Here is a 15,538-nt window from a genome sequence, read left to right as displayed (position 1 = left end):
CCGACTGTCGACTGTTTTTGTGGCATAAATTTCTTATGTTTAAAAAGGTAACTCAAAGATCCCTTATATTAATTGCACCTGCTATTTTATATTTCAACTTTCAAGTTGAGATACTTGCACAAATCCCCGGTGATTATCTTTTCCCGTCTGATAGCATCCACAAAATAGAGATCACTTTTCTCCAGCTTAACTGGTGGGATTCGCTAAAGATCTATCACGAAAATTATCTGACTGGTGGTAATATACAGTATCTCAATGCTGATGTAAAATTAGATGCGTTGCAATTAAATTATGTTGGGATACGCCTCAAAGGGCTTTCTTCTTATTACCAGGTTGTAAATAATGGCGGCAAGAAAGTATCTTTTAAAATTGATTTCAACCAGTATATACCGGGTCAGAATTTTGACGGGCTAAGAAAAATCAACCTGCATAATGGCTACAATGACCCTACACTCATGCGTGAAAAGATCTTTCTGGATTTTCTCAACAGGCAGGGTATGTTTGCTCCCAGATGCACATACACAGAATTATATATTAATGGCGCTTACTGGGGTTTTTACACACTTGTAGAGCAAGTGGATCCCACCTTCCTGAATACAAAATTCGGTGATAATACGGGTAATCTTTTTAAAGCAACATACGGTAACGCCAGCCTGGCATGGGAGGGCAGCAACCAGTCCGGTTATTATGATAATTTTGATTTAAAGACTAATGAGACTATTAACGACTGGTCTGACCTGGTTCATTTGTGTGATGTTATCAACAACACGCCTGACGCGCAGTTTCAGGATCTGTTAGAAACCGTATTGGCCACAGATCACTATATCGGCTTATGGGCTGCTAATAATCTTTTTGTCAATTTTGATGTCTATGAATATGCAGCAAATAATTACTATCTCTATGATAACCCGTTTGACAACAAATTCTACTGGATTGCCTGGGATGTAAATTCGGCATTTGGCGGGGGGTGGTGGAATATGTCAGTAGCCCAAAAGCAAAATCTCTCTGTCTATTATTTGCCCGACCCTCCTCCGTTCCCGCTTACTGACAATGTTCCGCTTACTGATAGCTTGCTTCAAAATAGCTATTACACTGAAAAATACTTAAATACTATATGTAGTTACCTGCAAGGTGACTTCACTACCCAATATTTATACAACCTTATTGATAGTTTGTACAACCGGATCAAACCACTTGTCTATGCCGATACCAATAAGTTGTACACCAACCAGGATTTTGAAAATAATATCAATTTTGCAGTATCCATTGGACTCAACAAACAGCTTGCAGGGCTTAAACCATTTATTGCAGAAAGGATTAATAATGTATCTAATGAAATTAGCTGTGTAGTGGGCAATTCAGGATTTACGACTTATGATTTAGGATTTACGATTTTCCCAAATCCCTTTAACACATTTACAACCATCTTTATTCAGTATCCCTCAAAGATGCAATTCAAAGATTTGAGTTTTGTGTTGTATGATTTAACAGGACGAAAAATGAAACAAGTAAAAGTAAGTGGGAATAAAGTGAAAATTCATAGAGGTAATTTGGCGGACGGGTTGTATTTTTACAAATTAATGGATAAAAGACGTATATTAGCAACGGGGAAAGTTATTATTCAATAAAATGGACAAAGAAACGATTGACAGAAAAATAAAGATAGAAATAGAATTTTTTAGGATATATTCTTTTTAAAAAAATGATATTTGTTATTATTACGGGAGTAATTATCCTTACCATGGCGACCATAATGCTGATAGTTACAATTAAAGATACTATTGACGAAAACAAAGCAGCACAGCACAAAGAAAGGTCTTAATAAGCGCTTTCCATGATGAAATCAATTTCATTTTGCAGAGTTTTAGTGTGGGGGTTTATGTTTTTTTACCTGTTTTTATTCCAGGTCACCGGCATTGCCCAAATTACACTTGACAGCAATAACTTTCCTGTTCCCGGCTCTTCATTCACCCGTTATTATGCCGTAGCTGAGGGTGTAATAAACAACCTGGGCGGGCCGGGTGCAGGTCAGGAATATAATTTCTCCAATGTTTGGGTAATACCTAACTGGGTTGCGGAGCAATACTTAGGTACCACCAATCCCGATACAATTAATTATTCAGACCCTGGTACAACACCATTTGCCGGTGAGCATCCGGGTACAAATGTTGCACAGCACTTTCCGGGAGATCTAGAACAATACATTTATTACACATCTGATAATAATGCCTGGTGGAAAAATGGTATGACATGGATAGGTTATTTTACCGATACCATCCAGGTTGACACACTTCATATAAAATATTTACCATCTGTTGTGGATACCCTGCTTTCAAATCAATATACCTACGGCTATTCAGAAACAGAATACTCACTTGGTATAATTAATTTTTTTGTTGGAGCTACCGCCATAGATATATATTATCATACTTTTAAAAATATTGTTGTGGACGGATGGGGCACATTATCTACTCCATTCAACTTTTATAATAACGTGCTCAGAGTAAAATATGTTGAATATAAGTATGACAGTGTTTTCATAAATGGAAATTTCGATTCCGGTGGTTTGGATACACTCTATTATTACCATTATTATGTAAAGAATGTAAGACATCCTGTCATAATTGCCCATACAGATATGTTTGACACAATTGGTTACTTTGAAATCCTGAACGTTCCACTTGTTATGTACGGATGTACCGATACAACAGCTAATAATTACAACCCATTAGCCAACCAGGATGACGGTAGTTGTATTTATTGCAGCCCTATTTCATATACCATTACACCCGATACTAACATTTGTACCGGAGATACCATTGCTTTAACAGTAACAGGCGGCACTACCCATCTTTGGTCAACAGGAGATACAACAAACTCTATTTTAGTCACTCCTGATATTACAAGCGTCTATAGTGTTTACTTAAGCGATACATCTTCTTGCTGGGAGCTGGCAAGTATTGAAGTAAAGGTATATGAAGATGTGCAGGCAGGATTTTGGGTTGACCCCAATACGCTTTCCGATTCGGTGTTATTTGTAAATACTTCTACCGGAGCCATAGGTTATTTCTGGGATTTTGATGACCCTGTAAATGGAACAAGCGCTGAAGAGAATCCAAGACATCTTTATTCAACACCCGGAACGAAAGACGTTATGCTGATTGCTTCAAATCCTTGTTCTGTTGATACTTTCTATACAGTAATTGTTGCAACAGGTCTGGAAAAGTTTCAGGTTTCAAGTTTCAGGTTTCAAGTTTATCCCAATCCCGGAAGGGACAATGTTTTTATCAGTTTTTATTTAAATGATAACGCCCCTGTTGAACTTTCGGTTGTTGATTTGTATGGCAGAAAGCAGGTAATTGTAAATTCCGCCAAAGGTGGATTTGCCTTTGGCGGAAAAACCGAAATGACAAGCGGTGCTCATAAATTTTATATTGGATCCGGTGATTTTGCTGCCGGTATTTATATTGTACGATTAAATATTGATGGGGTTAATTATCAGCGGAAATGGGTTAAAATGTAGATGGTTAATCTATTGTTTAAAAAGAAAGCTCATTAATGAGGGCTTTTATCAGTTGTACGAAATTATCGTACAACTGCAATTAGAAGCATCTGATGGTAAAAAATACGAAACAGATTGTACAGATACTGAAGGGCTATTAAGAATAAATCAAAAACTAAACATGATCAGAATAAATACGTTATATTTGTTGAAAACAAAAAATTAAGAAATATGAACGAAATAATTTTTATTATAGAAGAATCCCCTGAAGGTGGATACGCAGCAAAAGCACTGGGTGAGAGTATATTTACAGAAGCTGATACTGTGCCTGAATTAAAAGATATGATCAAAGATGCTATCATATGTCATTTTGATGAAGGCAAACACCCTAAAATAGTCCGATTATTTTAATCTCCTGTAAGCATCATGAAGCGAACTAATACATATGTAATTGTATTGTTTTTAGTGTTATTGCATTTTAAATTGCTTAAAGCACAAATTGTCATAAACGAAGTATCCTCAGCCAATGCTACCACTATTTTTGACGAAGATGGAGAAGCTACCGACTGGATAGAACTTTACAATACAGATAGCAGCCCGGTTAATCTGGAGGGGTATATTATCAGTGATAATACATGGCAATTAAATAAATGGACATTCCCTGACGTAATAATTGGCCCGAATGATTATCTCACGCTCTTTGCCTCCGGGAAAAATCGCGTTACGTTTTTTGATCACTGGGAAACAGCAGTACTTCCAAATGATGTCTGGTGGTATACAGTTCCCACATCAGAACCTGATAGCACCTGGCGTATTTCTTCTTTCTTTATCTATGATTCCACATGGCAGCAGGGACAGGGTGGCATTGGTTATGGTGATGGAGATGACAGCACTTTGTTAATTCCTCCTGTTATTTCGGTTTATATGCGAAACGTGTTCAATATTGTGGATACAAGTATGATTGCAAGCGCGGTTTTGCATATTGACTACGATGATGCTTTTGTTGCCTATCTCAATGGGGTAGAAATAGCAAGGTCTAATATCGGAGAAAACGGCACTCCTACGCCTTTTAACTTCACTGCTTTCGAAGACCATGAAGCCGCAATGTATTCCGGTGGGCTGCCAGAAACATACTTTGTTGACGAGTCAGTATTCATTAATGGGAATAATGTTTTAGCCATACAGGTACACAACATAGGGCCTTTTTCCTCTGACCTGTCTGCCATACCTTTTCTTTCATTAGCGATCAAAGATAATTCTGCCAATTATGATCCCACTCCGCAATGGTTTAATATCGGGGTAGCGAGGATGCATACCAATTTCAAATTAGAACAGGCAGGAGAAATTCTCTCCTTATCCGACTCAATGGGCTTAATTCTCGATCAAATAGTCATTGACACCATGCAAATTGACAATTCCATAGGTCGTTTACCAGATGGGAGTTCAACTACGGTGTTTTTTGGAAAACCAACACCAGATTCTACAAACAATAATTCTGCAGGATTTACCGGTTATGTTGCAGACCCGTCCTTTTCTGTTGATGGTGGTTTTTACTCTACTGTGCAGATACTGAGCATCTCTAACTCAATACAGGGCGCTTATACCCGGTACACGACTGATGGCAGCATCCCCGATTCCACTTCCATCCCTTATACAGTCCCCATTAATATTGATTCAACAATGGTTATCCGTGCACGATCTTATCATGATACACTGCTCACAAGCAATATCGTATCAAACACTTATTTTCATAACGATCCCACATCGCCCACCTTGCCTGTAATATCCATCACCACCAATCCTGAAAATCTCTGGGATCCGATCAAGGGAATTTATATTAAAGGCCCTAATGTAGATTCTGCAGACGGAGTTCCGTTTTTCAATGCTAACTTCTGGAAGCGTACAGAAATCCCTGTTCATATTGAATATTATGACAAACAACGCAGCCAGGGCTTTGAACAGGATGTGGGGCTGAAAATATTTGGCAACTGGTCGAGGTCTAACCCACAAAAGAGCTTTAAGATCATTGCCAGGGAAGATTATGGTGTTTCAAGAATCAATTACAAACTTTTTCCTGACAAGGAGATATACAGCTTTAAGCAATTTGTGCTCAGAAATGCCGGAAACGATTTTAATATCCCACATTTTAGAGATGCGATCATTCAAAAGTTAGCTATTACCAATACCGATATTGACGCGGAATCCTATCAACCCTGCGTTGTTTATCTCAATGGCAAATACTGGGGGGTGTATAACATTCGGGAAAAAATTAACGAGCACTTCATTGCTAGTAATCACGGTGTAGACCCGGATAGCATTGATCTGCTGGAATATGGTGGAGCGGTGATGGTAGGAGATCAGGAAAAATGGTATGAATTTTTAATATTTATGTTTTTAAATGACCTTAATGACTCTGTAAATTATGAAACCGTAAAATCCTGGCTCGACATTGACAATTTCATTGATTATTTCGCTGTAGAAATTCATACCAACAACGGTGACTGGTTAGGTAATAATGTCAGGTACTGGAGGGAAAGGAAAGACGGTGCGAAATGGAGGTACATATTATGGGACCTGGATTTTGGATTTTCTAATTGGAATCCTCCCTCTTTTAACGGTTTACAGTGGACTATTGACAAGGCCTGTGACAGCGTCAGCAATCCATGGTATTGCATTGAGAATGGCCTTTTTTTTGATTTTCATGCTGAGATTTTCGCCAAGCTTTTATTAGAAAATCTCAGTTTTAGAAATGCGTTTATTAACAGGTCTGCCGACCTGATAAACACTATTTTCACTCCACAATATTTTTCAACACTGGTTTATCAGTTTCGCGATACGCTGGATGCCGAAATGCCCCGGCAATTTGAAAGATGGGGAGGGGGATTTTATGAATATGAATTTGGCACCCCTGGAAGAGGAAGTTATGACGATTGGATAAATTTTAATATTCCTGACCTGATCTCAAATAATAATAACAGGCAAATTTTTGCCAGGCAGCATATTCAACAGGTATTTAACTTAAAACAACAAGTTCCCGTTACCCTGAATGTCAATCCTCCCAATGCCGGAAAGATCAGGATCAATACCGTTGATATTGAGCAATTTCCCTGGGCGGGCATTTACTTTGACAGTGTCCCTATAACCATTACTGCCATTCCCAATCCGGGTTTTACCTTTTCTTTCTGGCAATCCAATATCAAGTATCCTGCACCTGATAATAATATTTCTTTAACATTCAATCCTGATACCAATGATGTATTCACCGCCTATTTCTTTGGCGCACCGGATACACCGAGAGTCACTATCAGCGAGATCAATTACCGCTCTTTTGCCGGGACAAATCCAGGCGATTGGATTGAGTTGCATAACTATAGCACCGAGGCAATGGATATCTCCGGCTGGGTTTTCAAAGATGGCAACGAGCAGAATAGTTTTATTATTCCAGATAGTACGATATTAAGCCCGGATGAATATTTGGTGCTTTGTGCCGATACGGCTAAGTTTTTTAACCGGTTTCCCAATGTAAGCAATGTCATCGGACCTTTTAACTTTGGATTGAGCATTTACGGGGAGCCACTTCGTCTATACAATCAGCAAATGAACCTTTATCTGTCAGCAACATACGGTACCACTCCACCATGGCCCAATGAGCCAAACGGCCTGGGATGGACGTTGGAACTTTTAGACCCTACCGTAGATTTGAATAATCCATCAAGCTGGTTTGCCGGTTGTTATCGAGGATCACCGGGCACGGCTTTCATTCCTTGTGCTACTACCAGCGTGCCTGAATCAGATAATATCTTTGTTGACGATGTGGTTGCAGTTTATCCTAATCCCGTTCAGGATTATCTTGTGCTGGAAATCAATCCTGAAAAGCTTGTCCCGAACCCCGCCAAAGGCGGGGAGGGAACTGCTGCTACTTTTACTTTTTTATTAATGGATATAACCGGCAGAGAAGTTTTTCGTAGAGATAATATAAAAGAGGAGGAAATAATTATTCAAAATCAATTTCCGTCAGGTATTTATATTTATAAAGTATTTTCAGGTGATGGATATTTGAACAGGGGTAAATTGGTGTTTGAGTAAATATTTAAAAATTCCTTACAGTAGTTTGATATCTGAGAGTCAAGAATATAAACTTAATTCTTCTGTTAAAAAGAAGCTGTTAAGTAACGAAGTGATTAATAATCTTCAAAGAAATGAAAAGATAGAGCTTGCGGTTTAGCTTTAATATAAATCAAGAATGAAAATCATACCATATACTGCTATTGTGATACTATGTCTGTTTATGGGCGCTAAATGCGATAGTAAAATTCATTCAACAAGCGATGCCATCCCTTTGAGGGATGGCATCGCTGCGATTCCCAAGACATTGTATATCGCCCGTCATGCTAAATCCAGTTGGACTGACCCTGATTTATCTGATTTTGAGCGCCCGTTAAAAAAAAGAGGCGAAAAAGATGCGCCCATGATGGGTAAAATACTTGCTTCCAAAGGTGTTAAGCCGGAACTGATCATTTCAAGCCCGGCAAAAAGAGCTATTACTACAGCTCATATCTTAGCTAAAGAAATAAAATATCCTATAGATAAAATAGTTACTAATGAAGAAATCTATATGGCAAGTGTATCAGATCTTCGTGACATTATTGAGCAGCTAAATGATTCTTTAAAGAGCGTTATGCTTGTTGGACATAACCCAGGTTTTACAAGTTTAGCAAATTATCTTACCAAACACTATTTTGATAATGTACCTACTACAGGTGTTGTAGCTATTGGTTTTGATGTGTCAGGATGGAATAAGATTAAAAAAAACAGCGGAAAAGTGATTTTCTTTGAGTATCCTAAAAAGTATAAAGAATAAAAATGAACAATGAAAAAATTGAAAAAAACATTGAAATTCAGATACGTTGAAATACTATCACTCTTATTAATAATAGCAGCATTGTTTGTCTTCAATTCCTGCAAAAAAGAACCAGGCGAGGGCGGCACCTCTATGATACAAGGTAGGGTGAAAGTGCTGGACTACCATCATAGCTTAATCAATGGAGAATGGAAATGGGTAAAAAAAGATGAGTATTATGTCGCTGAAGAACGGGTTTATATCATTTATGGTGATGATAATATTTATAGTACCGACTTTAGAACCGACCCGGACGGTTATTACCGTTTCCAGTGGTTGAGAAAAGGGACTTATACCTTATTTGCTTATTCACAAGACACTACCGGCAACTATGTGAGTGGTATTTATCCTGTCGAAATTAAGTTGGAAATAACAAAAAATAAACAGACTGTAAATGCCCCTGACATTGTTATTATTAAAGAAGATGCCACAGGGTTTTCAACTATTAGCGGAAGAGTAAAAGCCAAAGTTTATGATTATAATCCAATTGATGGAAGTTGGGTATTTGTAAAAGAATATTATGTGGCTAAAGAACGGGTATATTTAATCTATGGAAATGATGATATTTACACTGATGATTTTAGAACAGATCCGAATGGATATTATCAATTTCAAGGATTGAGAAAAAACACCTATACCCTTTTTGCTTATTCAATTGATACTACTAAAAGTAACTTATTTAATATTGTTGAACTTCCTGTTAAAATTGGAGTCGAAATTACAATAGACTACCAGGAACTTACAGCGCCAGACATCGTAATTATTGAATGTGGAAACTGTTAACGAACCTAATGGAATGTACAGACGCCCAATTTGGGCGTCTCTTAATATGAAAAATAAACTCATAGAATATAAATATTTTACAATTATCGATGATGCATTTAAAAATCGCTGTGAAGGTGATTATAAACCTTTCGTAACTTTTACTAAAAAAAAGGTATTGGAAATGTTTAAAAATATGAAAGATTTTATGGAAGTTTTAGAACAATTTATTTTAAACTAAAAACTAAAATTGGAATCAATTTCTACACAATTAGCTCAATTCCATCCCATAAATCTTGATGAAATGGATGCTGTAAAGCTTATGGACAGAAGGGACACGAAGTTTGTTTTTAAAAGAGACTTATTGCCATTGATCCTGGGAAAACTCAGTGACAAATACCGGATACTGCAAATAGCTAAAACCCGCTCACAAAATTATCATACACTCTATTTTGATAACCAGGACTTTTTGCTTTATACCAAACACCACAATGGTAAATTAAACCGCTATAAAGTCAGGTACAGACAATACATTGATTCTGATCTATGCTTTCTGGAAATAAAATACAAAAACAACAAGGGTAGAACTATGAAAAAAAGGGTGAGAAAAACTAAAATGAACCCTGTTTTGTCCCAAAAAAGCAAAAAGTTTATTGTAGAAAATTCTACAATAAGTCCTGATGAATTGGTTCCGAAATTGTGGAATAAATTCACCCGCTTAACGTTGGTAGAAGTGCAAACGAAAGAACGGATAACTATTGACTACAATCTGAAATATTCAGTCTCTCAGACAGAAACATCCCGATACGGTCATTCTTCCCTACGGGATAGGCATGGCGGCACGGTAGATTTATCTAATTTGGTTATTGCAGAAGTAAAACAGGAAAAATATACAATCAGCTCTGATTTTATTCAGCTAATGCGCAAGACCCGTATTTATCCTATGCGCATAAGTAAATACTGTATTGGTTCGGTTTTATTGTTTAAGGACCTGAAATATAATTTGTTCAAACCTAAATTATTAACACTCAAAAAACTAGGCCATGAAAACATTACTATTGTTTGATATTGGAGCGCTGGAAAAAATAAAATTTTTCGGTAGCCAGCTTATAGATGTAAACGATCTTGGAGAGCTGGTGTTCAGATTTGCCATAAACCTGTTGTTTGTTTTTATCATCATCAGGTTGATCTTTTATCCGATATATAAACAGAAGCAGTACTTGTTTACTTACTTTCTTTTCAATATTACGATATTCCTGGTATGTATCTTACTCAGTAACGTAAAACTAAAGATTGGTTTTGCTTTCGGACTTTTTGCTGTTTTTTCTATACTCAGGTATCGTACAGAAACAATACCTATCAGAGAGATGACCTATTTGTTTGTGATCATAACGATGGGAGTGATAAACGCACTTTCAAGTAAAAAAGTAAGCTATGCTGAGCTGCTATTTACCAACGTTGTCATCGTATTTACTATTTATGGGCTTGAAAGAATATGGTTCCAGAAAAAAGAACTTATTAAAGACATCAACTACGAAAAAATCGAATTGATCAATCCTGAAAAATATGATCAGCTCATTAAAGATCTGAGAGAACGCACAGGGCTTGATATTCACAGAGTTGATATTGTGAGCATCAATTTTTTAAGAGATACTGCCAGGCTGAAGATTTATTATTACGAAAAAATAGTAACTCAAAATTAATATTGAATTACTATAACCATGACAAATGACCAAACTTACATTTGTATTTTTTTTAGCGATCCTATATTCCTTCAAAATTCTTGCCCAAACCCAGGATCTTGAATTTTGGCCCAGCGCTCAATTGAATTATAACCTTTCAAAAGAGTTCCGTATTAGTGGTGAACAACAACTGCGCTTAGATCAATTAAATCAAAACAATTTACGTTTTAAAACTACATTCACCAATTTGGCGCTAAGGTATCGTATTAGCAAATACATTCGTATTCGGGCAAACTATAGATTCATTATCAGGCAAACTAACGCTGGAAATATTAGGATACGTCAAAGAATTGCTGGTGACCTGCTTGCCAGATACCGGAAGAAAAAATTTCCCGTCAGACTTAATTACAGGCTCCGTTATCAGGTCCTCTACCCTGGGCAGGGAAGAAATCCCAGAAAATTTCTCAGAAATAAATTGGCTGTATCCTATAATGCTTCAAGGCTAGTTGATCCATTCGTTGCTGGTGAATTGTATTACCGCATTCGCAATAAACCGAATGAGTTTCAAAAATATCGTTTATTTTTGGGCCTGGATTTCAGGTTAAACAAAAAAAGTGATTTAACCCTTTTTTATTTATATCAAAGGGAGATAAATGTAAATAATCCGGCATTAGACCATGTGATCGGGATGGGGTATAGTTTTACGTTACTATAAAAATAAAAATGCCACTAAAACACCAAAGCACTAAATCCCACAAAACCCTGAAAATCAATTAGTTAATTTTTAGTGGGATTTTGTGTTTTTGTGCTTTTGTGGCAAAAAAGACTTTTTAGAGTGGACTCATATATTGAATGTCAAAAAAAAAACAGATTTTTATAACCCGGGTAATAGGAATAGCTGTATTCTTAACATTATTAATTGTTTCCGCCCTGGTTTGTTTTACTGATTACCTGCTATTAATAAAACTAATAAAAACCAATTATTCGGACATTTACAAAATTCGTGATTTTGACAAAAACTATCTCACCTTTGATCGCTTTTTGATTTTAAGATCTGTACTGATCGGCTTATCTACTTTATATTTTTGTTGTTTGTATTTTATATGGAAGTATGCTGATCAAATATCAATATTTATTCAGTATACCTGGAATGAGTTCCGGGAGCTAATCCGAAAAGCTTATCAAACGATAGCTTCATTGAATAAAAATCAGAAATTTCTTTTAGGGATTATATTGGCTGCAACTATTTTTCATCGTTGTTTTTATTTTTATAAATTCCCTTTTGGCATTGATGAGGTTTTTTCTTATGTGTTTTTTTCACACCAGGAATTTTTTGTAACATGTAGTTATTATCCCGAACCAAATAATCATATATTCTTTAATATGATCAGCGGTTTTTTTGATCTCATCATACCGGAACCGATGTGGGCTGTGCGTGCACCATCATTGATCAGTAATATTATTTTACTAATTATAATTTTCATATTTGTTAAACATCTTTTTGGCTTTGACCCGGCTTTCCTTTCCGTTACTTTATTGGCATTTCTGTTTTCCCCAAGCTATCATGCCCTTCAGGGAAGGGGATATATGTTAATGAGCTTATTCACCCTGATCTCTGCATTTACACTATTTAAATTTACCACCAACCGGAAAAAACTGATTTACCTCTATATTTTTGTTGTTTCATCTATTTTCGCAGCATACACCATACCCGTTTTTATCATTCCTTTTACAGGTCTGATAGCTTATGGTTTGTTTATTGGATTTTTGGAGAAGGGCTTAAATTTGCAGAAAAAGATGTTGCTTTCTGCTCTGGCTATTTCTTTGGGTGTTTTTATCGTTTACTTGCCCGTCTTTTTAATAAGCGGTATTGATGCTGTGATAAACAACAGTTGGATAATGCCAACAGAATTTACAAAATTCCTCAAAATCCTGGAAGTTGAATCAGCAGAATCAATAAATTACATATTTGGGGTTTCAAAAAAGGGGTATATAATTGCAGGCATACTGGTAATTCCCGGTTTTTATATTTTATTTGAAAAAGATAAGAGGCTTTTTTTTCAAAAAAGGTGGCTTATATTGTTTCTAATTTTCATTATAACCACTTTATTGGTATTATTACTGAAAAGATCGTTCCCGCCCTATCGTGTTTGGACATATCTCACGTTCATCAATTACATTTCAGTCGCTCTCATACTTGTATGGCTGCTCAAAAAAGCATTTCACAATAAATTAATATATAAAATGCTTTTTATATGCACGCTTATCTCTATCCCGGTCATCGGTTTTATACAGTACAGTATCAAAATCAAGAATGATAAAGAAAGTTCAGCCTTTCTTGCTGCCTTGAATGAGAGCATTGAGTATATTTTTAATCAAAAACCAACCTCTGTTTTTATACAAAATGACGAGTGTTTTTTTGATTTTTATACCAGGCTTAAATACATAGAAGAAGATCAAAATTTAAGGATTGACACACACACGCCTCAGGGTGAAGTATTATATGATTTTGTGATATCAAATACTTCATCCCGCCCATCCCGGTCCTATCGGGAGGCACTCGGGATTGATTCGGCAAATTATAAATTGGTCTTTGAGTACACACATACAGTTTTTCAAATTTCTGAAAAAGTGTATGAAAGAGTTAAACCTAAAAATCTAAATTAAAAAAAAAGTATAAATTCACTTTTTACTTTTTCCTTTTTACTTTTTCCTTGACAATTATAAACTTTTGTTACTATTTTTTTATAGATATACATCTTAGGAAGGCTGTGTAGTAATGAGATTATAAAGAGCAATACGATATATTTACTGATCTTAGAATATAAAGCCTTTCTTTGCCCATTTATCAAGTAACTTATAATTGTTAACAAAAACATAAAAGTAGCAGGTCCCAGGATTCTATAATTAAACTGATCAAAAGGCATAAACCATCTCAGAATTACTACTATGACCCAATAGCTGCAACCAACAAGAAAAAAGGTAATCGTTAAATGATCGTTTTTATTTAATTTAAATTTTGTTTCTTTTTTAAATATATATTTCAAAAAAATAAATACAAATAAAGTTATTTGAAATAATGCCGTAATAATAAAAATTATATCGAAATAATCTTTAAAGTAATAATTTCTTATTATGAAAAACTCGTTTATCTGAGCTTTGAGCAGCATTAACGTTAATTCCAGGTTACTTTCCGTTGGCGCTATCCTCTCTGCTCCAAATAAATGCCCGGTATGTAAATAATTGTTATATAAATACAAAGATGTTAGCATAATTAACAGGAGACATACAGCAATCAACTGTAATGAGGCCTTATACTGCTTTTTAATTATAAAATAAATACCTATTGATCCAACTACCCCAAAACTAAAAATCCCTATATATCGGCAGAGAAATAAAAATGTACAGGAAAAAAAGATACTAAAAAGCCAATAATTTTTGTACCATGCGCAAGGTACAAAGGGTACAGCCCCGCCAATTGTGGCGGGGCCATGCACTCTATCTATGGATACACACAGCCACAGCAAGCCAAATATAAATGGCGCTTCCGACCATGTGTATGAAAATATTTCCATAAATGTAAAAGCACAGAAAATTAATCCTATAAACCATGACTTTTCCTTAAAAAGTTTTCTGAAAAATAAAAAGCAAAGGCCAATAAAAAAGATGTTAAGACATTTTGAACTCCAAAAAACATTTAAGCCTGTCAGTTTTGAAAAGAGGAAAATCATAACCGGATACCCTACAGGCCAGGCAGAAAAAAACACTTTTCTATCCTCAAAAGACATATAAAACCCTACCCCATCTACCAAGTTCTGCGCGCACTCTAAATAATATTCAGAATCCGGGCTTATGTAACCCGTTTCTTCCACAAAAACCCTGAATAGTATCGTGAAAGCAATAGCAAAAAATAAAATGATTAATTTTGTATCCGATTTTTTCATGAAGTGATAAAAAAGTTAATCCCCCCGAGTACTCGGGGGGAACGGCTAGGTGCAAAGCAAGTTGGGCTTTTACTGCTTTGTCACTTTCCCCCGAAACAAACCCTCAAGAAAACTAAAACCCTTTAATGACGAACCTTTCCGCCCAATTTGCTTTGCACAATGTGTGTGCCCAGCATGGGCAGAACACGTACCGCAAAGGTACGAAAGTTCTTTGAATTATCTTGAGGGTGCAAGTCCCTTATGCGCTGGGGTAACGCCCGGAAGCATTAGCAAGTCGCAAGGTGGTTTCCCGTGAGGGTTACACTGAAGGAAGCGAGACTGCAAAACCCGGTACTGACGAACAGGAAGTACATAAGAGGCATACTGTCATGGGTAAGCAAGCACATCTTTGCAACGCCCGACCACTACCAAAGATGGCAGTATGTAGATGTACCAGGCATCGGGTGAAAGATAATGCCCTTACCTGGGGAGGTCTTGGAATAGATTCGGTTTCTATGCGCCAAGAAGTCAGCAGAGGTCATAGTAGTTGTAGCAACGAGCCACCAAAAGATAGGTGGAAGTCTCACAAACCAACGAAGGACTGAACGTTAAGTTGTTCCAAATGCTGTAAGGAGGCTTCACTCCGCACATAAGTTATGTGAGGAGTGACCAGCCTTGCGATAAGCGGAACAGGAATACAATGAATAGTAAACGAGATGATTGAGAAAGTAATTAACCGTAAGAACATGCGACTTGCATGTCAGCAAGT

The 15,538-nt window shown here is 36.4% G+C and carries 12 protein-coding genes; 11 read left to right on the top strand and 1 reads right to left on the bottom strand.

Going from position 1 to position 15,538, the window contains the following annotated elements; translation table 11 throughout:
* Positions 1-35 precede the first annotated feature (35 nt).
* From FVQ77_10620 to FVQ77_10575, 10 genes are all read left to right on the top strand, one after another.
* Positions 36-1,628, top strand: coding sequence for a T9SS type A sorting domain-containing protein (locus tag FVQ77_10620; GenBank protein ID MBW8050766.1), 1,593 nt, complete (start codon positions 36-38; stop codon positions 1,626-1,628).
* Between the two features lie 206 nt (positions 1,629-1,834).
* Positions 1,835-3,523 (top strand): T9SS type A sorting domain-containing protein, encoded by a 1,689-nt coding sequence (locus tag FVQ77_10615; GenBank protein MBW8050765.1) that lies wholly within the window; start codon positions 1,835-1,837, stop codon positions 3,521-3,523.
* Between the two features lie 210 nt (positions 3,524-3,733).
* Positions 3,734-3,913: a 2-oxoisovalerate dehydrogenase gene (locus FVQ77_10610; GenBank protein ID MBW8050764.1), complete on the top strand. Its 180-nt coding sequence runs from the start codon at positions 3,734-3,736 to the stop codon at positions 3,911-3,913.
* Between the two features lie 15 nt (positions 3,914-3,928).
* Positions 3,929-7,588 (top strand): T9SS type A sorting domain-containing protein, encoded by a 3,660-nt coding sequence (locus FVQ77_10605; GenBank protein MBW8050763.1) that lies wholly within the window; start codon positions 3,929-3,931, stop codon positions 7,586-7,588.
* Positions 7,589-7,790: 202 nt separating this feature from the next.
* Entirely contained in the window at positions 7,791-8,363 is a 573-nt protein-coding gene (locus tag FVQ77_10600; GenBank protein MBW8050762.1) for a histidine phosphatase family protein, read from the top strand.
* Between the two features lie 9 nt (positions 8,364-8,372).
* A complete protein-coding gene (locus FVQ77_10595) occupies positions 8,373-9,185 on the top strand; it encodes a hypothetical protein (protein MBW8050761.1) in 813 nt (270 codons plus the stop codon).
* A gap of 229 nt (positions 9,186-9,414) precedes the next feature.
* Complete coding sequence (locus FVQ77_10590; GenBank protein MBW8050760.1) at positions 9,415-10,230, top strand: polyphosphate polymerase domain-containing protein; 816 nt, start codon at positions 9,415-9,417, stop codon at positions 10,228-10,230.
* Positions 10,208-10,867, top strand: coding sequence for a DUF4956 domain-containing protein (locus FVQ77_10585; GenBank protein MBW8050759.1), 660 nt, complete (start codon positions 10,208-10,210; stop codon positions 10,865-10,867). The genes FVQ77_10590 and FVQ77_10585 overlap by 23 nt, the downstream gene beginning before the upstream one ends.
* A gap of 25 nt (positions 10,868-10,892) precedes the next feature.
* Positions 10,893-11,561, top strand: coding sequence for a DUF2490 domain-containing protein (locus FVQ77_10580; protein MBW8050758.1), 669 nt, complete (start codon positions 10,893-10,895; stop codon positions 11,559-11,561).
* 137 nt (positions 11,562-11,698) lie between these two features.
* Positions 11,699-13,513 (top strand): hypothetical protein, encoded by a 1,815-nt coding sequence (locus tag FVQ77_10575; protein ID MBW8050757.1) that lies wholly within the window; start codon positions 11,699-11,701, stop codon positions 13,511-13,513.
* Here the strand turns inward: FVQ77_10575 and FVQ77_10570 are convergent.
* Complete coding sequence (locus FVQ77_10570; protein ID MBW8050756.1) at positions 13,510-14,790, bottom strand: hypothetical protein; 1,281 nt, start codon at positions 14,788-14,790, stop codon at positions 13,510-13,512. The genes FVQ77_10575 and FVQ77_10570 overlap by 4 nt on opposite strands.
* Positions 14,791-15,071: 281 nt before the next feature.
* Here FVQ77_10570 and FVQ77_10565 point away from each other — a divergent pair, with 281 nt between their 5' ends.
* On the top strand, positions 15,072-15,374 hold the full coding sequence (locus FVQ77_10565) for a hypothetical protein (protein ID MBW8050755.1): 303 nt from the start codon (positions 15,072-15,074) through the stop codon (positions 15,372-15,374).
* The last annotated feature ends 164 nt before the right edge of the window (positions 15,375-15,538 follow it).

It is taken from the genome of Cytophagales bacterium, from assembly GCA_019456305.1.
Lineage (GTDB): Bacteria > Bacteroidota > Bacteroidia > Cytophagales > VRUD01 > VRUD01.
This window is presented reverse-complemented; position numbering and strand designations above follow the sequence as displayed.